The organism is Vibrio sp. T13N (assembly GCF_032970445.1).
GTDB classification, from domain to species: Bacteria; Pseudomonadota; Gammaproteobacteria; order Enterobacterales; family Vibrionaceae; genus Vibrio; species Vibrio diabolicus.
The window spans coordinates 276,736-296,048 of the sequence record NZ_JAWJYE010000006.1 but is presented as its reverse complement, the minus strand read 5'-3'; the positions used below and the strand labels follow the sequence as shown (position 1 = coordinate 296,048).

Here is a 19,313-nt window from a genome sequence, read left to right as displayed (position 1 = left end):
AGGATACGTTATGACTGCCGAAACGACGGTAAAAGATGAAAACATTGTTTGGCACCAGCATTCGGTTGATAAACAGCTTCGTGCTGAATTAAAGAAGCAAAAACCTGCCGTATTGTGGTTCACTGGTTTATCTGGAGCGGGTAAATCAACCATAGCAGGGGCGTTGGAAAATCGCCTTGCAACATTGGGTTACCACACCTATTTATTGGATGGTGACAATGTGCGACATGGCCTGTGTAGCGATTTGGGCTTTTCTGAACAGGATCGTCGCGAGAACATTCGTCGTATTGGTGAACTGGCTAAACTGATGGCGGATGCAGGCTTAATTGTGTTGTCGGCGTTCATTTCACCGCATCGTGCAGAGCGACAGCTAGTGCGCGACTTATTGCCAGAAGGTGAGTTTATCGAAGTGTTCGTCAATGCATCTCTAGAAGTCTGCGAAGGTCGCGATCCTAAAGGTTTGTACCGCAAAGCACGTGCGGGAGAAATTCCTAACTTCACTGGTATTGATTCTGAATATCAAGCACCGAAGAATCCGGAAGTCGATTTACCAGCGGGCGAAAAAAGCGTCGATGACCTGGTGGACTTGTGCTTGGAAGCGCTTAAGTCGCGTGCAGTGATCCGATAAATAAGCATTTGGATCATTGGTGACCTCAAGCTCTTTGAGCGGCTTAAGAAGCATTTAGATCATGGATGGTCAAATGCTTCTCGAACTGCCTACACGGTATGATGAACCGTACTTTTAGCGTCACTATGGACACTAAATCTATGATTTAAAAGCGCAAGCATTTGGTCGTAGTAGTCGGCATGTGGTTTGTTACCGAGCAAGGTACAGAGCTCATTGCCTGTTGGCGTGAAGCGGTAATATAAAAGGCGGACGCCTTTGCTGTTCACGTTCAGCGACAAGTTTTTACCTTGGTAGGTGAGGATCAATTGCGTCTCGATACCAATTTCGCCAGATTCAAGCTCGGTACTATGCAGTAACCCTAGTTCAATCAACAGCAACAAACTTGAATAGGGCAGCTGAAAACTTCCCATGTTTAAGCTGTTGGCGATGTCTCGTTTACCGAAGCTAAATATTCCTCCTTGCGCTTTATAACCAATTAACAGCTTGCGACTGTGATCCCCTCCAAAACTGCACGCCAGAGAGGCGGCTCTTTGCAGAGTTTGTGCTTCTTTTGGTGACATATCTTTGAGGACTTTTAGCGCTTTCATAGACGTCGAGCCTGGGTTTGTCACTTCACGCTTCATCACTTGAGCCCATAACTTTTGCATCGCGCTGTTATGGATGTCTTGAGCCATTTCAAAAAAACGATACAACCAGTCTTGGTCGGGCTCTCCGGCAGTTTCATCTCGGCATGAACTGTGTGCTAGCTTTAAAATCTGCTCTAGATTTTTTTGTCGCTGTTCTTGGCGTCTCTGTTCACGCAGTTGGGCTCTTTCAAGCGCGGATTTGGCTGGTGGATCGGTTTGCAGTAAGGCATCAAGACCGTGTATTTGGGCAATGGTTTTTACCTTGCTGGCACTGTCTTTGATGTAGCCCTGCTTCTTTTCTTGTTGCGTATTTTTTTGTGCGTTTGACTGATGTTCGATGACAACAGGTTGCTTTGTCGGTTCTGCCATTAATTTTCCTACCAAGAACTGCGCTGTTCGCTTGTTTAAATTTACACCTTATCTAACCAGGCGACCAGATAGGAGTTCTCAGTTTTTGAACGAATAGGGCTATCCAAAATGATAATGAGTTGTTAAAATTGTTATCGTTATTTTGGAGGGACAATGAAGTTCTCAGAAGCAGGTAAATTAAAAAAGCACCTGTCGATAGCGTTTCTTTTGGTTATTTATGTTGGCGTATTAGCGTATTTGTCTCGTTATATCGTGTAACACAGAACTAAAAAAGGCGCCGATGTGACGCCTTAGGTGTACCGATGCATGTCAACGACTTAAACTACATATCGTCGTAGGCTTCTATTTTCGATCCCTCAATAACGTAAGCCGTTTCAGCCAGCTCGTGGCTTATCGTTTCGGTTTTCAACTCCCCAACCACATATATGACATCCCACAGTTCTTGAACGGGTGCGCCTTTGGGAAACTTCACGTAAATGATTTGGTTTGGTGGCGGTGGTGGTACGTGGATACAAGCTCCAAAGTATGGCACCAACAAAAACTCGGTGACGGTATTCGCGTCACCTTCAAGCGGGATGACAAAGCCTGGGATTTTAACTTGGCTTCCATTTAGCTCTGGTCGAACGTTACCAATTTTAGACTGTTGCGCTGCGCCGCCACTGTGATCAGAAGCTGGCATGCCCATACTGTCGAACAGTTTGCGTTCTTTCTCAGGTACTAGATCAATCCAGTCGAGCGTTAATGGCTCCTCGCTTGCGAGTACTGGTGCTATAAATGAGACGATCAGCAAGCAACTTGCGAGTATTTTTCTCCACATTTTATTAAATCCTTATTGTCATTCCGTCACTTAGTGACTGTCGGTAGGCGCGAAAAGCCGGGATGAAACCAATTACAATTCCAGCGCATTGTACGAAACCTAATAGCATCCATTCATAGGGCGATAAGAGGCTTAAAGTCAGATGTATTCCATAATGCTGTTGAATGATGGGTTGCACGATGGCGAGAATGGCATACAGCCCTGCCACTCCGGTCACAATTCCGGCAGCAGTAAGTAGACTGGCTTCGCTGATCAACAATGAGAAAACATGACGAGGTCTTGCTCCCATAGCGCGCAAAATCGCCATTTCACGGCGGCGCTCCTGTAAGCTAGTTAATAAGCTGCTTAGCATGCCGAGTAATCCTGCAATCACCACAAAGCCAGACACTGCCATTAAGGCTTGCTCGGCAACAGACATCATTCCCCACAGTTCATGCAACGCAACCCCGGGCATAATCGCGCTAAGCGGTTCTTTGGGATAAGTGTTGATTTGCCTTTGTAGGGTGAAAGTCTGAATCCGAGATTTCAAACCGACCAGCATCGCGGTAATTTGCTTGGGCTGAAAGTCTCTGTTTTTGAGATCTTGTGCTTTGGGTGTTGGGCCTAAACGTGCACCGCTTTCCCATCCGACGTGAATCGCTTCGATAGCTTCTAGCGAGACATGAACGGTTTTGTCGACTGGCGTGCCTGTGGGCGCAAGAATCCCGACAACTTTGAATGGCAGGTTGTCATGTCGGCTAAAGCCTACATCACTAATGCCGTGGGCAATGATGATTTCACTACCGACGTGATACCCCAGCTGTTTTGCGACATCAGAACCGAGCACTGTTTCAAATAAGCCATTGAATTCTCGGCCTTCTGAATAGGTTAGTGATTGCTTACTTCCGAATTTATAGTGTTCAAAATAGCTGTGGTTGGTTCCCATGACTCGGAACCCTTTGTGCGAGTCGCCAAGTGAGATTGGAATCGCCCAATCTACTGCTCGATGATTGGCAAACTCTTGGTAGCTCTTCCAGTCAATGTTGTTGGTGGCATTGCCAATGCGAAATACAGAGTAGAGCAGCAAGTTCACTTGTCCAGAACGGCCACCAATGATGAGGTCGGTGCCTGAAATTGTATTGGCGAAGCTATCTTTTGCCTGAGTACGAATGCGTTCTACTCCTAAAAGGAGTACGACAGAAATCGCGACTGTCATGATGGTTAATATTGCCGTCGCCTTACGATTGATTAAGCTCTTCCACGCGAGCTTTGCAACAGCGCTCATGATGCGGCTCCTAGGTTAGATGCTTGGTTAATATCTGGCAGGTTAAGTGTGCGGTCAAATAAGGGCTCAAGCGTTGGATCGTGACTGACGAAGATCAGCGTAGCGTTGGCTTGATTCGTTTGCTCCATCAGGAGTTCAATAAACGCTTTACGGTTATCATGGTCTAAAGCGGAGGTTGGCTCGTCAGCAATCACTAACCCCGGATACCCAATGAGTGCTCGTGCAGCCGCAACACGTTGTTGTTGGCCAATGCTCAGTTCCGATACCGGACGCGCATGAAGCTCGCTGGGTAGGTGGAGTCTTTCAAGCAGAGCTTGAGCTTGCTCTTCTAACGTTTGAGATGGCGCTCTTGAATGAGCGCGGCCACGTCGTATTTGACTGAATTGGCAAGGCAGTAGTACGTTTTCAAGCACGTTTAAATAAGGCAATAAATTGAACTGCTGAAAGATATAGCCAATGTGATCGGCGCGAAATTTGTCTCTTTGACTTGCACTTAAACTAACAAGGTCAGTATTCAGTACGGATAGAGAGCCTGATGTTAACGTGTTGATGCCAGTTAGTAGGGCAAGCAGCGTAGATTTACCGCAGCCACTGGGACCTTTGATAAATACGTGCTCACCTTGGGCAATATGTAACTGTGGAATATGAATGGTTGCGTGTGTTGAACCGGGCCAGACAAACTGGGCATTATTTAGCTCAACAACATTTGACATGATTTCAGTCATACTAAATCACCAAAGCATTGGCGTGTAAGTGTGTACTTACACGCCACTCGTGTTATTTGATTACGATTTGGGAGTTATCTTTGCTCAGTTTGATGGCTGATTGCATGGTGTCAGTGAATATATTGACGTTGATTGACTCAGTCGTTGGAAATTGATTAAACCAGTCGGTTTGAATGTGACTGAGTTGGTTAACTTGGTCACAGCTGAATCGATATTGCACCGAAAACTCACCATGTCCGCCATTTTCATGCTCCTCATGGTGAGCATCGTGACCGTCATGGTGCTCATGTTCATCATGATGTTCATTGTGGTGCTCATGTTCATCATGATGTTCATTGTGGTGATCATGGTGTTCGTGCCCTTCATGATCGTGATTTGCATGGTCATCATGGTCGTGCTCGCTATGATCATGGTCTTCATGAGGGTTGCTGAGGTTATGGTTTACGTAAGCTTCTTCAATATCACAATTGGCTTGCGCGTTAATAGCAAACAGTGTGTTGCTGTCTTCTAGGGTGGCAATGGCTTGTTTAAGTGCTTGCTCTTGTTGTTCATTTTCTGGAGCATGCTCGAAACCGACCACATCGGCACCGGGAGCAGTAATCTCCACTAACAGATCCTTTCCATCTTGGGCGATATTAAATTCGACGTGACCATGCACATGAGCACCGTGCTGGCGGTATTCGTCCGCATTTGCTGCTGTCGATAAAGAGAGACCAATGACAAGCGCTAAAACATGTTTCGATGACATTTTGTGTTTCCTAATTTTGCTGGCACTAACCCGAGCAATACCGGATCAGATTTGTATTTACTAAGGTGCGATTCGCTGACACGTTAGGTGCAGGAATACGCACAAATTATGTTGAGTGTGGAATAGTTTGGAAATTAAGCAAAATAAGGCGGGGCACGAGCTGCACCACGAATGTCTTCACTATTAACAAGGCGCTGAAAGACATCATGGTATTGGATGCGCGTAAATGTTGGCGTCGATAGGGTCGGTTGAGCTTTGGCTATGCCGTGCTGAACCCCAGAAAATAGCTGGCAATGATGGTGTGTGTGGTGTTCGGGAGTCAGATCAACTTGATGAAGGATTACCGCAAAGTTCCAAGCGATCAGCAACGCGACACTGAAAAATAAAACAGTGCGATGCCAATGCTTCCGTATCTTTTGCTGGTGATGGTACATCTGAGCTCCTCTTACCGACTGTTATAATATAACACCCATAATGAGTAAAAGTTCACTCTTTTGTTGGCTAGTGGGAAAATTTACGTCAACACATGCGATGTCGCCGAATCTGAGACAGTCTCCTTGGTGGAATCACTGAGCGTTAAACTAGGGGCAACAGAAATCTCAAGCTTTAAGTTTGGTCGCATGGCTCCTTATACTGCGTACTACGGATATTAAGGAGCCAAGCAACGAGACTAGATGTTCTGTTTAATTAGCTCGATCACCTTTGCAATTTCATCTTGCTCAAGTGCGCCTTCTTTTACAAACAGCACTTTGCCTGTTTTGTCTTGAACAATAATGGCAGAGCTTTCTTCTTTAAGATCCCAAGTGTTGGCGACTACGCCATTTTCATCCAGAACCATAGATGACCAAGGAAACTCTTTTTTGCTGTCTTGGGCTGAAGATTTCACGAACGAACCTGTCCCCCAGATCGCATCATCTTGGTTAATGATCGTAGTTGTTTGGTAGCTTTCTTGCGGGAATTGCGCGGCGGTTATTGCTGACATCAAAGGGGCGTTCATTTCTTTTGAACTGCTACGACCTGCGATTGCTTGAATAACACGAACCTTACCCTGCATATGCTGGGTTGCCCATGGTTGGTATGCCACGCCCTCACCCTGCAAAACAATCTCGCCATAAGCCGCGACCTTGGCAGAAGGAACGGTCTCACCGACAGATAGGTTGTGTGCAAACGCAAAGCTTGGCGTTATAGCCAATAGTAGAGGTAGGAGAGTCTTAGTTTTCATATTGTTATATTCCGTACGAGTTGGAAGTTTTCCAGTATATATCCAGATCTAGGAAATTTGTAGAACTGTTGATAACATTTATTTAACGTATGGGGTGGTGTAATATTGCGTTATATTTAGAATTTGCTAAAATGAACCTCGTCGCAGATTGCGCATCAAGATTGCAGAGGATAAATAAGCAATCCGTGTTTTCTCAAAGGAATTGAGGTGAGTTATGCTACGTGAGTTTGCTGTATACCGACCATTACAAGTGGCACGTTTCGTTAAAACGTTGTTCAAAGGTCAATTCTTTATTGCTGGGGTTGGATGTTTTCAGTTCGACAATGGCAAAGTTTTGCTCCCTGACGTCAACGATCAGAAAAGACTCACCATCTTTAAAGAAGTCAACCAAGTGATTGCTTCGCTGTCTGTTTAAGAGCCCGTTGGCTTGAATTTAGTTTTCGATTTCAAAAAAGAGCGACCTATTCGGTCGCTCTTTTTGGTTTCAGTTAGTCGTAGGAACTAACTTTGTAAGCTGGGTGGAAAGCAAACACCTGTGCCACCGATACCGCAGTAACCGTCAGGGTTTTTAGCCAGGTATTGCTGGTGGTAAGTTTCGGCAAAATAATACGGGCCCGCTGGCTGTATCTCAGTGGTGATATTTGCGCGTAGTTCCTCTTGCAGTGCTTGTTGATACAAGAGCTTCGATTTTTCTGCGCTCTCTTGCTGCTTCGCGGAATAAGTGTAAATAGCCGAACGGTATTGTGTGCCCAAATCGTTACCTTGACGCATCCCCTGGGTTGGGTCATGTTTCTCCCAAAAAACGGCCAGTAGTTTTTCTAAGGAAATCACGCGTTCATCGAAGACGACTCGTACTACCTCTGTATGGCCTGTTTTACCCGTACACACCTCTTCATAAGTAGGATTGGGTGTATATCCACCGGCGTAGCCAACCGAAGTGGAGATAACCCCATCCAGTTGCCAAAATACGCGCTCAGCACCCCAAAAGCAGCCCATTCCCAGCAGAATTTGTTGTTGATGCGGCTCCAATGGTGCCTTTAAGTTAGATTTGTTTACAAAATGATGATCTTCAACCTGCATCGGTTGATCTCTACCTGGCAAGGCATCTTCTATACTGATCAATGTTTGTTTGTTGAGCATGGTATTTGTCCTTCAATACGTGTCTTAAATTTGCGAACTTTTTCATTTCGTCTGTATCTGATGCTGTGATGACATAGACCGCGTTAAACCTATTAATATTACAGACTTAGACTTTAATTGGCGTTATCATTATTTACGTTTACTTAACCTCATTCAGCCAAAAAAGCATGATAAAAAAAGCTCTCCTCACCATTGTTGGCCTGTTTGCCTTTTCTCATGGTGCCTATGCCGATGTTTCTTTGACTTTAAAAGGCATCGATGGCGCTTTAGAAGAGAATGTCAGTGCGTACCTGTCGTCCATTCCAGCGAAGGACTACTCCACTTCTCTGCGCTTTCAAGCGAGATTAGATCAAAGTATCACTGAAGCTCTCAATGCGCTTGGGTATTATCATGCAAAAATTTCATACTCTATTCCGGAAGGGAATGATGAGTTGATCGTCAGCATCAAGCCGGGTTTACCTGTGAAAGTGAAAGTCATGGATGTAGTGATCACAGGTGAAGCAAAAGACGATGAAGAGTTCGCCAAACTTATTGAACGTTCACCGCTTAAAGTCGGCAAAGTATTGAATCAAGGTGAATACGATAGCCTGAAATCGGGTATTCGTAACTTGGCGTTGCAGCGTGGTTATTTCAATGGTGATTACAAGCTCAGCAAACTTGAAGTGATTCCTGACTTCAATGAAGCGAATGTGCGTTTGCATTATGACAGTGGTATTCGTTATCACTTTGGTCCGATTAACATTACTGGCAGTCAGATTTGGGAAAACCGTGTTGAATCAATGCGACCTTTTGAAATTGGTGAACCTTACTTGGTTTCGCAAGTGGGGGAGTACAACCAAAACCTGTCTAATACCGATTGGTTTTCATCGGTTTTTGTGGAGCCTGATTTAAGTAAATTGGATGAGGGACGCGAATTGCCAATTAAGGTCTCGCTCGCGCCAGCGTCAAAAAACCAAATAGAAACCGGTCTTGGTTACTCGACCGATACTGGTGTGCGTGGCACGTTAAAATGGAAAAAACCATGGGTTAGTTCACGTGGCCACAGCTTTAATACGGCGTTATCACTATCAAAGCCTGAACAGACGATCACGGCAGGCTACAAAATCCCGCTTGATGATGTATTGCGTGAATACTACCAATTGCAATTTGGTTTAAAGCACCTTGATAACCGAGATACGGAGAGTTTGGAATCCAACCTGGCAGTTGAGCGACATTGGCTAACTGATGGCGGCTGGCATAAAACCATTTATGTTCGTCACTTGTACGAAAACTTCTCTCAAGGTCTGCAAGATGATGGGGTGCAATTTGTTTTACCCGGAGCTACTTTTTCACGAACTCGTGTCCGTGGTGGCAACATGCCAATGTGGGGGGATAAGCAAAGTGTAACGATCGAATATGGTGATCCTGCTTTGCTGTCAGAAACGCGAGTATTGCGCCTATTAGGGCGATCATCTTGGATCCGCGGGATCGGTGATAATCATCGTGGTTTGTTCCGTTTAGAAGGTGGTGCGAACATCACTGACGAATTTGAAAAGCTTTCGCCTTCTCTGCGTTTCTTCGCTGGTGGTGATAACAACATTCGTGGTTATGGATATGAGTCTATTTCACCTGTGGATGAAAGTGGCGCCTTGACGGGTGGTAAATACATCGTTAGCAGCACATTAGAATATCAATATCGCGTGTATGGAAACTGGTGGGCAGCCACCTTCTACGATATTGGTGATGCATTTAACGAAACACCTGAATGGAAATCGGGTGCTGGTGTGGGTATCCGTTGGGCGTCTCCGGTTGGACCGGTTAGCTTTGATTTTGCGTGGGGACTGGATGAAAAACCAGAAAAAGAGTTCCGCATCCACTTCTCATTGGGGCCTGAGTTATGATCAAAATGATGTTTAAGTGGACCAAATGGCTGTCGTTAAGTTTGATTGGTCTATTGCTGTTGCTCATCATTTTTGTTGCGACAGTGCTATTTACTCACCCTGGTCTTAAGCTCGCGTTGTGGGGAGCAGAAAAGGCTTTACCGCAATTACAAATAGAGAAAGTTCAGGGCTCATTATTTCCTCGTTTTGAGCTACAGAACGTCAGTTTTGTCGACGAATCTTTGAACATCGACGCAAAAGTCGATCGTTTAGCGTTAGCGGTTAACTTCCGTTGTTTCTTTGATCCTAAAGTCTGTGTCGATGAGCTAACCCTGCAAGGTGTTAACTTTCAGATGCCAGAGCTCCCTCCGGCAGGCGAAGAGTCAGAGGAGACACCGCCATTACGTACAGTCAGTACACCAGTCCCTATTTTTGTTAATAAGGTCAGTTTTGATGACATTAACTTAAACATTTTAGGCAACCAAATTGACTGGCAAGATTTCTCTACCGGGCTTTCTATGCAAGGCGACCGTTTAGTGATTGCGCCGACGGCATTAAAAGACATCAATGTTGCACTGGCTCCAAGTGAAGTTGAACCTGAAGCGACCACAGACGAGCCGAAAGACGCTGACGCTCCGCCGCAAGATATTATGTTACCCGAGGTGTGGATTCCACTCACTGTGGAAGCAAGACGCCTCGATATTCATAACTTCAAGCTTGCAGGTGAGAAGACGGTGATCGTTCACCACCTTGGTGTTGTAGCGAAAGCGGGGGGCGACCGTGTTGATGTGAAAACATTAGAGCTCGATATGCCTGAAGTGGAAGGTAAGTTAAGCACGCAAGTAACGCTTTCCGCTGACTATCCTCTCAAAGCTCAGCTCGATGTGCTGGTGAAGCAAGCGGATGCGAAAGGGCAAAAGCTGTCGCTGTCAGCTGCTGGCACTGTGGGAGACCTTTCTCTCACTGCGACCTTATCTGAACTAGTCGAAGCGGAGATCAAAGGTGAACTTCAGCCCCTGAAAGCGCAGTTACCCTTTGATGTTGCAATCAAAAATGTGCAAGCGCAATGGCCGTTAATCGGTCAAAGTGATTATCAAGTATCGGTACCAAGTTTATCTGCAAAAGGTTCCCTGGACGGATACACTGTGGCACTAGAAACACAAGCTTCGGGTAAAGATATTCCTGCTGTAGATGTTGCACTAAACGGCAATGGCACATTAGAGCAAATCGATCTTGAAAGCCTGGTAGTAAAAACATTGGGCGGTGAGCTATCCGGTCAGGTGATGGCGAATTGGGCTGCGCCAATCAACTGGCAAGCTGACCTTAATTTGCAACATATTCAACCAGGGCTTCAATGGGAAGAAGCGGAAGGCGATATCAGTGGTAGCCTCTCGACTTCAGGTTCTTTAACAGAGCAAGGCGGTTGGCAAGTCAGTTTACCTAAGTTAGATATCGATGGCATCTTACGCGGTTATCCGCTGAATGTGGAAGGCCAACTGGAAGCGTCTGATAAGAATGGCAAAGGTGAAGACATTCAGCTTACTACGCAAGGTTTAGCGCTTTCTCATGGCCCTAACCAATTGAGTGCCAAAGGTAAGATTGATAAGCAGATATTAATGGATGTTGAGGTTAACTTCCCCGATTTTGCGAAAAGTGTTCCGGATCTAGCGGGTAAGATGCAAGGCAACGTGGCGCTGCGTGGTAGCTTGAAAGAGCCTGACATCAAATTAGACCTAGCGCTAAATCAAGTGAACTGGCAGCAGCAAGCGAACGTTGAAAACATAACCTTGAAGGGGGATGTGACGCCTCTGCCAGCACCGAAAGCGAACTTAAGCCTCATTGCGAACAACATTACCTACGACGACATTAAAGTTGATAGTGCAGACCTTGAAGTCTCTGGGGATGAAAAAATGCACCAACTGACGCTAGATGTGGTGTCTGACATTGTATCAACCAGCTTAGAAATTGAAGGCTCATTCATACAGAAGCCGCAAATGATCTGGGATGGTGCATTGCGTCGTCTTACTTTGAGCACGCCGCAGGGACCTTGGGCGTTGCAGAAATCGACGGCGGTTAAAGTCAACATTGATAAACAAATCGCTGATGTTCAAGCACATTGTTGGCTGCAAGCCAATTCGAGTGTTTGTTTGACCGAAGATATTAGTGTTGGTCAAAGTGGCGAAGCCAAGTTAGCTGTGAACGACTTTGACTTTGAACAAATCAAGCAGTTCCTGCCGCCAGAGACGAAATTACAAGGGTCGGTCAACGCGCAAGCGACAGCAAAATGGGCACCAGAGATGAAGCCGGAAGTCACGGTGAACGTTGATATGCCTAAAGGTCAAGTAGAGCAAGCACTAGAGCAGCCGATAACTCTTGGTTGGGAAAGCTTTAGCTTTAAAGCGGCGCTGGCAAAAGACAAGTTAGATGCTGAGTGGTTATTTGATGTGAGAGACAATGGTGACTTATCAGGTCAGGTTTCTTTGGTCGATGTAACGTCTGAGCAGCCTGAGATTGACGGTAAGGTCTCGCTATCGACATTCCATCTGGATTTCTTAGCGCCGTTGATAGGTGAGTACAGCCTATTCAAAGCGAACATGAATACTGATTTGGCGATATCTGGTGATGTTATGCACCCTAAAGTCAACGGTCAGTTCTTGATTGATCAAATGAAGCTACAAGGTGAAGTCACGCCGATAGACATTAACTCCGGTCAGGTCGCGATCAACTTTAAAGGTCACCAAGCGGATCTTGATGCGGGTATCATGACGCCAGATGGTGAGTTGGAAGTGACCGGTGAGGCCGATTGGCAGGATCTACAAAATTGGCATACCAAAGCGCGCGTATTTGCGAAAGAGCTTCAGGTGGATCTTCCACCAATGGTAAAAATCAAAGTTGAGCCGGACATGACCATTGATGTCACACCACAGCTTGCTAAGGTCGAAGGTAATATTAATCTGCCTTGGGGACGAGTTGTGGTTGAAGAGCTGCCACCAAGTGCGGTTGGTGTTTCAAGCGACACCGTGATTTTGGACCAGAACTTACAGCCTGTGAGTGATATCGAGTCAATGCCATTTGATGTTGAAACGGATATCAACATTAAGATCGGTGATGACTTCCAACTGGCCGCCTTTGGCTTGAAAGGTGGTCTGAAAGGTAACCTCAATGTGACACAGAAAGATAAAGGTCCGTTCATCGTTGGTGAGGTTAATATCGTCGACGGTTCTTACCGTTCTTTTGGTCAGGATTTGGTGATTGAAGAAGGTAAGATCTTAATGAATGGTCCGGCAGATCAGCCGTACGTTTCTATTAAGGCGATTCGAAACCCAGATAATACCCAAGATGACGTGATTGCTGGTGTGCGTGTAACAGGACCAGCATCGGATCCAAATGTGGAGATATTCTCTGAGCCAGCGATGCCTCAAGCGAATGCGCTCTCTTACCTACTTCGCGGTCAAGACATTGATGGCGAAGCGGGAGGCAATGCTATGACGACCACGTTGATTGGCCTAAGTTTGGCAAAGAGTGGACGCGTGGTTGGTGAAATCGGTGAAGCCTTTGGGGTTCAAGATTTACAATTGGATACGGCGGGGTCGGGCGATGATTCTCAAGTGACCGTCAGTGGTTACATTCTGCCGGGATTACAGGTGAAATACGGCGTCGGCATCTTTAACTCACTAGGCGAGTTCACTGTGCGTTATCGATTGATGCAAGATCTGTATTTAGAGGCGGTTTCTGGTGTAGATAGTGCGGTTGACCTACTCTATCAATTTGAGTTCGATTAGAGCTTGTTCGTCTGCGTACATAAAGTTCATGACTAAGGAGTGGTTATGCAGCATTTAGTTTTTGTATATGGGACCTTACGTAAAGGAGAGTGTAATCATCACTTTCTGAGCTCGGCCCAGTTTCTTGGTCAGCATGAAACGGATGCTCAGTTCGCACTGTATGACTTAGGTCCTTATCCCGCGTTGTCTGTCGGGCAGCGCTCGATACAAGGTGAAGTGTATCTGATTGATGATGAAACCTTATCCGAGCTAGATAAGTTGGAAGATGTGCCAGTAGAGTATCGTCGAGAGAGTATCGTCACGCCGTTTGGCCAAGCTTGGATCTACTTGTATCAAGATACTGAACAACTGACCGAAGAAATCGCTTCCGGAGATTGGTGTCAAAAGGTGTGAGCTATACTGACATTATCAATAGCGACGAGCTGGTCACTAAGGAGTCATGATGAAGGTATTCGTAATTGGATCAATGGCGTTGATTCTTGCCGCATGCGCGCAAACAACCCTGCCGACCTCGAGTAATGCTACCGACTGGCAAGCGTTTGGTAAGCAGTCTGCCTTAGATGGATTAAGAGTTTTATCTGAAGATCGTATCGCTGCACTGGATGGTACTAATCATGCTACGCCTGAACTGATCATTGCCTATCAAACGGGTTATCAGCAAGGGAAGCAAGAGTATTGTGAACAAAGCGCGTATATGCTTGGTGTTATCGGGCGTCCGTATTTTGGTATTTGTGATGACCTAGACCCTTTCTTTCAGCATGACTATGACGCTGGCCGAATGTCATCTGCAGGCGCACCTATCTAGTTGACTTACACAAGATGAAAAGCAAAAGAGCAGCCCTAAAGCTGCTCTTTTTAATTTTGTATCAGCAGCAGTGATGCTTATTTTTTCTGAGCGCGCTCGTAAGATTCTAGGATTTCAGCTTTAGCGGCAGCAACATCTGCCCAACCATCCACTTTCACCCATTTACCTGCTTCAAGCTCTTTGTAACGCTCAAAGAATTGCGTGATCTGCGCTTTCAGTAGTTCTGGGATATCGTCCACATCTTGGATGTGATCGTACTCTTTCGAGATTTTGGTGTGTGGAACCGCAAACACTTTTGCGTCTTCACCTGACTCATCCGTCATCTTCAAAACGCCAACAGGACGGCAGCGAATCACTGAACCTGGCATAAGTGGGTATGGTGTTGGTACCAGTACGTCAACTGGGTCGCCATCAAGAGACAGCGTATTGTTCACGTAGCCATAGTTACATGGGTAGAACATTGGTGCAGACATGAAACGGTCGACAAATACCGCACCAGAATCTTTATCTACTTCGTACTTGATTGGATCTGCATTTGCAGGAATTTCGATCACGACATAGATATCTTCAGGCAGCGACTTGCCTGCTGGCACATGGTTTAAGCTCATTAGAATATTCCTTTTCATTAACGATGAGTCACACAAAAGCGGCTTCATCTGATGATAAATTCGCGTTTCACTTTAGCGACAAAAACGCGGCAGGTAAACACCTGCCGCGTTGGACAAAGGTCTGAAATTATTCTTCGTCGCGGTGCAGTTCAAGGAACTCTTCAACTTTGCGAACCATGTTCTTAGAACCCACAAAGAAAGGCACACGTTGGTGCAATTCGGTTGGTTTGATATCCATGATGCGATTGACGCCGTCTGATGCAATACCGCCCGCTTGCTCAATTAAGAACGCCATTGGGTTACATTCATAAAGCAGGCGTAGCTTGCCCTGTGGATGGCTTTGCGTACTAGGGTAAAGGTAGATACCACCTTTCAGTAAGTTGCGGTGGAAATCAGCAACCAATGAGCCAATGTAGCGCGAAGTGTATGGACGACCGTCTTCTGGCACATTCTCTTGGCAGTACTTGATGTACTTCTTCACCCCTTGAGGGAAGCGAATGTAGTTACCTTCGTTGATCGAATAAATCTTGCCTTCTTCTGGAATCATCATGTTTTCATGAGAAAGGCAGAAGCTGCCGATAGATGGGTCGTAAGTAAAGCCGTTTACGCCGTTACCTGTGGTGTAAACCAACATGGTTGATGAACCGTAAATCACGTAACCAGCGGCAACTTGCTTATGACCAGGCTGAAGGAAATCTTCTTCTGTCGCCGGTGTGCCAATAGGTGAAACACGGCGATAAATAGAGAAGATAGTACCGACAGAGACGTTCACATCGATGTTAGAAGAACCATCAAGTGGGTCCATCAGTACCACATATTTGGCGTTTTGGTTGAGCTCTTTGTTGAAAGCAACCGCTTCGTCTTCTTCCTCACTGGCAACGCCACACACTTGGTCACGAGCTTCAAGCGCGGCTTTGAACTTATCGTTCGCGTAAACATCGAGCTTTTGCTGGTCTTCACCTTGGACATTTTCCGTACCTACAGCACCAGTGATATCACCGAGACCCGCTGCGTTGATTTCGCGGTTAACGATTTTTGCAGCTAAACGAATGGAGGCTAAAAGGGATGATAGATCACCGCTAGCGTGGGGGAAATCCGCTTGTTTTTCGACAATGAACTCGCCTAGGGTGCGCAGTCCTGACATGGTTAATCCTTACATTTTCATTTCATTGGGGGTAGTGCGCAAGTGAGCATCTCTTTATGGATGTTAAACGATTGCGCTGGATGTAAGTTTAAGTCGCAGATCTTTTTAATGGTAATGAAGTAACTGTTTGAGATCTCAATTTATTTGTAGACTTGTTTGAGGTATTCATCAGTAAGCAAGAGGTTGTACAGTCTGTGTTCAACCTTGTCATATTTGTGAAAGGGACTGCAAGAAGAAGGCTAAAGTCTCTCGCTTTTCTGGTTGTGATCGCGATAATGAAAGCATTAAAGAACGCATTACAAGGTTTAGTTTATGCACATTCATATCTTGGGTATCTGTGGCACATTTATGGGCGGCGCTGCGATTTTAGCGCGCCAATTAGGGCATAAAGTCACTGGTTCTGATGCCAACGTTTACCCACCGATGAGCACGTTGCTTGAGTCTCAAGGTATTGAAATTATTGAAGGCTTCGACCCGTCTCAACTCGACCCTCAACCAGACCTTGTGGTGATCGGTAATGCCATGAGCCGTGGTAACCCATGTGTTGAACATGTGCTCAATACCAACATGCGCTACACCTCTGGTCCGCAGTGGCTCAACGAGTTTTTGCTGCACGATCGCTGGGTATTGGCGGTATCGGGTACACACGGTAAAACGACCACGTCGAGCATGCTGGCTTGGATACTCGAAGACTGCGGTTATCAACCTGGTTTCCTAGTTGGTGGAGTACTTGGTAACTTTGGAGTCTCTGCTCGTTTGGGTGAAAGCATGTTTTTTGTCGTTGAAGCGGACGAATATGACAGTGCTTTTTTCGATAAGCGTTCTAAGTTTGTGCACTACCATCCTCGAACCTTAATCATGAACAACCTTGAGTTTGATCATGCTGACATCTTCGATGATCTAGAGGCGATCAAGCGCCAATTCCATCATTTAGTGCGAACGGTTCCCGGAAATGGCTTAATCTTAGCTCCGAAGCAAGACCAAGCTTTGGCGGATGTATTAGAGCGTGGTTGCTGGACAGAAAAGCAGTTTTCAGGTGTTGGTGGCGACTGGCAAGCGCACAAATTAGTGGTCGATGGCTCAAAATTTGAAGTTGCTCTACAAGGCGAGAAGGTCGGTACCGTCGAATGGGGTTTGGTGGGTGATCATAACGTTGATAATGCGTTAATGGCGATTGCCGCCGCACGACACGTTGGTGTAACGCCGGAACTTGCTTGTCAGGCTCTGGGCCGTTTCATCAACACTAAGCGTCGTTTAGAGCTCAAAGGTGAAGAACAAGGCATCACGGTTTACGATGATTTTGCGCATCACCCAACGGCAATTGAACTCACCGTCGGTGGTTTGCGTAACAAGGTAGGCGAAAAACGCATTCTTGCCGTGTTGGAACCTCGTTCTGCCACTATGAAGCGCGGCGTGCACAAAAACACACTCGCGGATTCGCTACACAGCGCAGATGAAGTGTTCTTATTCCAACCAGACAATATCGAATGGTCGGTGCAAGATATCGCGGAACAATGTCAGCAACCTGCTTTTGTTGACGCTGACATCGATAACTTTGTAGCGAAAATCGTTGAACGTGCGCAGCCAGGTGACCAAATCCTCGTGATGAGTAATGGTGGCTTTGGCGGTATTCACGGCAAGATCCTCGAGCAACTTAAACAAAAAGCCTGATTTTATGCAAAACAAACAGCAGCAAGCAGAAAAAACCATCACTTTAGCGTTAACTGGAGCATCTGGTGCGCCTTATGGTCTGCGCCTTTTAGAATGTTTAGTCGCGGCGGATTATCATGTCTACGTTCTGATCTCTTCGGCGGCTCGTGTCGTGATGGCAACCGAACACAACCTTAAGCTGCCAAGTGGGCCAGAAGCCGCAAAGCAAGCGTTGGTGGAACACCTCAACTGTGACCCAAATAACATCACCGTTTGTGGTAAAGATGACTGGTTCTCACCGGTAGCGTCTGGCTCTGCGGCACCCAAGCAAATGGTGGTTTGCCCATGTTCAGCAGGAAGTGTTGCGGCGATCGCGCATGGTATGTCGGATAACTTGATTGAGCGCGCCGCTGACGTGGTGATGAAAGAGCGTGGGCAGTTGTTGCTCGTCGTTCGCGAAACACCATTTTCAACGCTGCATCTGGAGAACATGCACAAGCTATCGCAAATGGGCGTCACCATCATGCCAGCGGCTCCGGGTTTCTACCATCAGCCAAAGAGCATTGAAGACTTAGTGGATTTTATGGTGGCGAGAATTCTCGACCACTTAGGTATTGAGCAAGGTTTAGTGCCTCGTTGGGGTTATGACCAGCGTTCGTGAGCTGATTGTGTAACCACTCAAATACCTTTACAATCCATCCAACTCATCGGGGAGCAAACCCATTTAGCATTGAGTCAATCAATGCATTTGGGCGCTGAGACCTAAGTGCTTTACTAGGGACCCGTATTACCTGAACCAGATAATGCTGGCGTAGGAATTGAGTCTGGATATTGGAAGTCCTTAATAGCCGCCTCAACCCTGTGCCGCTCAACTTATTTCTCTGAAATACTCATGGAGAGCGAGCAGTGAAAACCACTTCAAGTCTGATTGCCTTAGCTGCAATTACTTCAACTTCAGCGTTTGCTGCTGAAAACCCATTAACTATTTATACCTACGATTCTTTTGCCGCAGATTGGGGACCAGGTCCTAAAATCGAGCAAGCTTTTGAAGCAAAATGTGGCTGTGACGTTAACTTCGTGGCGTTGGACGATGGTGTGTCGATCCTGAATCGTCTTCGTCTTGAAGGCGGTAATAGCAAAGCCGACATCGTGTTAGGTTTGGATAACAATCTGATGGCAGAAGCGAAGAAAACCGGTCTGCTTACCGAGCACAATGTGGATACGGCTAACACAGTGTTACCAAATGGTTGGAGCGACACGACGTTTGTACCGTACGATTACGGCTACTTCGCGTTTGTGTACAACACAGAGAAACTGGCTAATCCGCCGAAAAGCATGAAAGAGCTGGTGGAAACGCGCGACGATTTGAAAGTGATTTATCAAGATCCGCGTACGTCAACGCCGGGCCAAGGCTTGATGCTGTGGATGAAATCCATTTATGGCGACGATGTGACGCAAGCGTGGCAGAAGCTAGCGAGCAAAACCGTAACGGTCACGAAAGGTTGGTCAGAAGCGTATTCCATGTTCCTTAACGGCGAGTCGGACTTAGTGCTTTCTTACACTACGTCACCTGCGTACCACTTAATTGCGGAAAACGATTCAAAGTTTGCGACGGCGAATTTTGCTGAAGGTCACTACATGCAAGTTGAAGTCGCCGCTAAAGTGAAAGGGGCAAAAAATTCAGAACTTGCTGATCAATTTATGAATTTCATTTTAAGTGATGAGTTCCAGTCAGCGATGCCAACGGGTAACTGGATGTACCCTGTTACTGACGTTGAGTTACCTAAAGGTTTTGAAACCTTGAGCGTTCCAAACAAGTCGTTGAGCTTTAGTGCTGATGAAGTGGCAAAAATGCGTAAGTCTTGGATTCGCGAATGGCAAAGCGCACTGACGTTTTAGCTGACGTTCCACCCCTCATCTGAATGA

19 protein-coding genes and 1 riboswitch are annotated in these 19,313 nt (G+C 46.2%); of the genes, 9 read left to right on the top strand and 10 right to left on the bottom strand.

The features are described 5' to 3' along the window. The first annotated feature begins 10 nt into the window (after window positions 1-10). On the top strand, window positions 11-628 hold the full coding sequence (gene cysC, locus R2S67_RS12645; protein WP_317344757.1) for an adenylyl-sulfate kinase: 618 nt from the start codon (window positions 11-13) through the stop codon (window positions 626-628). 89 nt (window positions 629-717) lie between these two features. On the opposite strand, the gene R2S67_RS12640 is transcribed toward cysC, so the two are convergent. From R2S67_RS12640 to R2S67_RS12610, 7 genes are all read right to left on the bottom strand, one after another. Next, window positions 718-1,623: a TIGR03899 family protein gene (locus tag R2S67_RS12640; protein WP_167426972.1), complete on the bottom strand. Its 906-nt coding sequence runs from the start codon at window positions 1,621-1,623 to the stop codon at window positions 718-720. 322 nt (window positions 1,624-1,945) lie between these two features. Beyond that, window positions 1,946-2,440 carry a DUF3299 domain-containing protein gene (locus R2S67_RS12635; protein ID WP_047009028.1) on the bottom strand — a complete coding sequence of 165 codons (495 nt, stop codon included), beginning with the start codon at window positions 2,438-2,440 and terminating at the stop codon, window positions 1,946-1,948. 4 nt (window positions 2,441-2,444) lie between these two features. After that, window positions 2,445-3,704 (bottom strand): ABC transporter permease, encoded by a 1,260-nt coding sequence (locus R2S67_RS12630; protein ID WP_182033104.1) that lies wholly within the window; start codon window positions 3,702-3,704, stop codon window positions 2,445-2,447. Continuing rightward, window positions 3,701-4,429 carry an ABC transporter ATP-binding protein gene (locus R2S67_RS12625; protein ID WP_225461741.1) on the bottom strand — a complete coding sequence of 243 codons (729 nt, stop codon included), beginning with the start codon at window positions 4,427-4,429 and terminating at the stop codon, window positions 3,701-3,703. The genes R2S67_RS12630 and R2S67_RS12625 overlap by 4 nt, the downstream gene beginning before the upstream one ends. A gap of 52 nt (window positions 4,430-4,481) precedes the next feature. Continuing rightward, window positions 4,482-5,177 carry a zinc uptake protein ZrgA gene (gene zrgA / locus R2S67_RS12620; RefSeq protein WP_317344754.1) on the bottom strand — a complete coding sequence of 232 codons (696 nt, stop codon included), beginning with the start codon at window positions 5,175-5,177 and terminating at the stop codon, window positions 4,482-4,484. Between the two features lie 134 nt (window positions 5,178-5,311). Further along, window positions 5,312-5,611, bottom strand: coding sequence for a DUF2607 family protein (locus R2S67_RS12615; RefSeq protein ID WP_005392338.1), 300 nt, complete (start codon window positions 5,609-5,611; stop codon window positions 5,312-5,314). 236 nt (window positions 5,612-5,847) lie between these two features. Further along, window positions 5,848-6,399: a YtfJ family protein gene (locus R2S67_RS12610; protein WP_005392336.1), complete on the bottom strand. Its 552-nt coding sequence runs from the start codon at window positions 6,397-6,399 to the stop codon at window positions 5,848-5,850. 214 nt (window positions 6,400-6,613) lie between these two features. On the opposite strand from R2S67_RS12610, the gene R2S67_RS12605 reads away from it, so the two are divergent. Then, a complete protein-coding gene (locus R2S67_RS12605; protein WP_012841164.1) occupies window positions 6,614-6,814 on the top strand; it encodes a DUF1107 domain-containing protein in 201 nt (66 codons plus the stop codon). Between the two features lie 86 nt (window positions 6,815-6,900). On the opposite strand, the gene msrA is transcribed toward R2S67_RS12605, so the two are convergent. Further along, window positions 6,901-7,539, bottom strand: a complete 639-nt coding sequence (msrA, locus tag R2S67_RS12600) for a peptide-methionine (S)-S-oxide reductase MsrA (RefSeq protein ID WP_005392333.1) — start codon at window positions 7,537-7,539, stop codon at window positions 6,901-6,903. 167 nt (window positions 7,540-7,706) lie between these two features. Here msrA and R2S67_RS12595 point away from each other — a divergent pair, with 167 nt between their 5' ends. Genes R2S67_RS12595 through R2S67_RS12580 form a run of 4 tightly spaced genes read left to right on the top strand, consistent with a single transcriptional unit; the run spans window position 7,707 to window position 13,985 of the window. Continuing rightward, entirely contained in the window at window positions 7,707-9,419 is a 1,713-nt protein-coding gene (locus tag R2S67_RS12595) for an autotransporter assembly complex family protein (protein WP_317344753.1), read from the top strand. Beyond that, window positions 9,416-13,180, top strand: coding sequence for a translocation/assembly module TamB domain-containing protein (locus tag R2S67_RS12590; protein ID WP_317344751.1), 3,765 nt, complete (start codon window positions 9,416-9,418; stop codon window positions 13,178-13,180). Before R2S67_RS12595 ends, R2S67_RS12590 begins: the two co-directional genes overlap by 4 nt. 45 nt (window positions 13,181-13,225) lie before the next feature. Then, complete coding sequence (locus R2S67_RS12585; RefSeq protein WP_012841162.1) at window positions 13,226-13,573, top strand: gamma-glutamylcyclotransferase; 348 nt, start codon at window positions 13,226-13,228, stop codon at window positions 13,571-13,573. 49 nt (window positions 13,574-13,622) lie between these two features. Next, entirely contained in the window at window positions 13,623-13,985 is a 363-nt protein-coding gene (locus R2S67_RS12580; protein WP_170902407.1) for a DUF2799 domain-containing protein, read from the top strand. A 77-nt stretch (window positions 13,986-14,062) separates the two neighbouring features. On the opposite strand, the gene ppa is transcribed toward R2S67_RS12580, so the two are convergent. Both ppa and fbp read right to left on the bottom strand, forming a co-directional pair. Continuing rightward, on the bottom strand, window positions 14,063-14,593 hold the full coding sequence (gene ppa / locus R2S67_RS12575; RefSeq protein ID WP_012841160.1) for an inorganic diphosphatase: 531 nt from the start codon (window positions 14,591-14,593) through the stop codon (window positions 14,063-14,065). A gap of 127 nt (window positions 14,594-14,720) precedes the next feature. Continuing rightward, on the bottom strand, window positions 14,721-15,737 hold the full coding sequence (gene fbp / locus R2S67_RS12570) for a class 1 fructose-bisphosphatase (RefSeq protein WP_005392321.1): 1,017 nt from the start codon (window positions 15,735-15,737) through the stop codon (window positions 14,721-14,723). A 312-nt stretch (window positions 15,738-16,049) separates the two neighbouring features. Between fbp and mpl the strand changes: the two genes are divergently transcribed. The 3 genes from mpl to thiB all read left to right on the top strand — a co-directional run bounded on the left by mpl (window position 16,050) and on the right by thiB (window position 19,286). Beyond that, on the top strand, window positions 16,050-17,408 hold the full coding sequence (gene mpl / locus R2S67_RS12565) for a UDP-N-acetylmuramate:L-alanyl-gamma-D-glutamyl-meso-diaminopimelate ligase (protein ID WP_317344748.1): 1,359 nt from the start codon (window positions 16,050-16,052) through the stop codon (window positions 17,406-17,408). 4 nt (window positions 17,409-17,412) lie between these two features. Further along, entirely contained in the window at window positions 17,413-18,048 is a 636-nt protein-coding gene (locus R2S67_RS12560; RefSeq protein WP_317344747.1) for a flavin prenyltransferase UbiX, read from the top strand. A 37-nt stretch (window positions 18,049-18,085) separates the two neighbouring features. Continuing rightward, window positions 18,086-18,222, top strand: a riboswitch (TPP riboswitch). A 71-nt stretch (window positions 18,223-18,293) separates the two neighbouring features. Continuing rightward, window positions 18,294-19,286 (top strand): thiamine ABC transporter substrate binding subunit, encoded by a 993-nt coding sequence (gene thiB / locus R2S67_RS12555; protein WP_006742963.1) that lies wholly within the window; start codon window positions 18,294-18,296, stop codon window positions 19,284-19,286. The last annotated feature ends 27 nt before the right edge of the window (window positions 19,287-19,313 follow it).

Excerpts from the sequence above, each read along its gene's own strand:
- R2S67_RS12630 (WP_182033104.1), bottom strand. The coding sequence starts at position 3,704 with ATGAGCGCTGTTGCAAAGCTCGCGTGGAAGAGCTTAATCAATCGTAAG.
- ppa (WP_012841160.1), bottom strand. The coding sequence starts at position 14,593 with ATGAGCTTAAACCATGTGCCAGCAGGCAAGTCGCTGCCTGAAGATATC.
- zrgA (WP_317344754.1), bottom strand. The coding sequence starts at position 5,177 with ATGTCATCGAAACATGTTTTAGCGCTTGTCATTGGTCTCTCTTTATCG.
- R2S67_RS12625 (WP_225461741.1), bottom strand. The coding sequence starts at position 4,429 with ATGACTGAAATCATGTCAAATGTTGTTGAGCTAAATAATGCCCAGTTT.
- mpl (WP_317344748.1), top strand. The coding sequence starts at position 16,050 with ATGCACATTCATATCTTGGGTATCTGTGGCACATTTATGGGCGGCGCT.
- R2S67_RS12640 (WP_167426972.1), bottom strand. The coding sequence starts at position 1,623 with ATGGCAGAACCGACAAAGCAACCTGTTGTCATCGAACATCAGTCAAAC.
- R2S67_RS12585 (WP_012841162.1), top strand. The coding sequence starts at position 13,226 with ATGCAGCATTTAGTTTTTGTATATGGGACCTTACGTAAAGGAGAGTGT.
- fbp (WP_005392321.1), bottom strand. The coding sequence starts at position 15,737 with ATGTCAGGACTGCGCACCCTAGGCGAGTTCATTGTCGAAAAACAAGCG.
- cysC (WP_317344757.1), top strand. The coding sequence starts at position 11 with ATGACTGCCGAAACGACGGTAAAAGATGAAAACATTGTTTGGCACCAG.
- R2S67_RS12580 (WP_170902407.1), top strand. The coding sequence starts at position 13,623 with ATGAAGGTATTCGTAATTGGATCAATGGCGTTGATTCTTGCCGCATGC.
- msrA (WP_005392333.1), bottom strand. The coding sequence starts at position 7,539 with ATGCTCAACAAACAAACATTGATCAGTATAGAAGATGCCTTGCCAGGT.
- R2S67_RS12615 (WP_005392338.1), bottom strand. The coding sequence starts at position 5,611 with ATGTACCATCACCAGCAAAAGATACGGAAGCATTGGCATCGCACTGTT.
- R2S67_RS12590 (WP_317344751.1), top strand. The coding sequence starts at position 9,416 with ATGATCAAAATGATGTTTAAGTGGACCAAATGGCTGTCGTTAAGTTTG.
- R2S67_RS12610 (WP_005392336.1), bottom strand. The coding sequence starts at position 6,399 with ATGAAAACTAAGACTCTCCTACCTCTACTATTGGCTATAACGCCAAGC.
- R2S67_RS12635 (WP_047009028.1), bottom strand. The coding sequence starts at position 2,440 with ATGTGGAGAAAAATACTCGCAAGTTGCTTGCTGATCGTCTCATTTATA.
- R2S67_RS12595 (WP_317344753.1), top strand. The coding sequence starts at position 7,707 with ATGATAAAAAAAGCTCTCCTCACCATTGTTGGCCTGTTTGCCTTTTCT.
- R2S67_RS12605 (WP_012841164.1), top strand. The coding sequence starts at position 6,614 with ATGCTACGTGAGTTTGCTGTATACCGACCATTACAAGTGGCACGTTTC.
- R2S67_RS12560 (WP_317344747.1), top strand. The coding sequence starts at position 17,413 with ATGCAAAACAAACAGCAGCAAGCAGAAAAAACCATCACTTTAGCGTTA.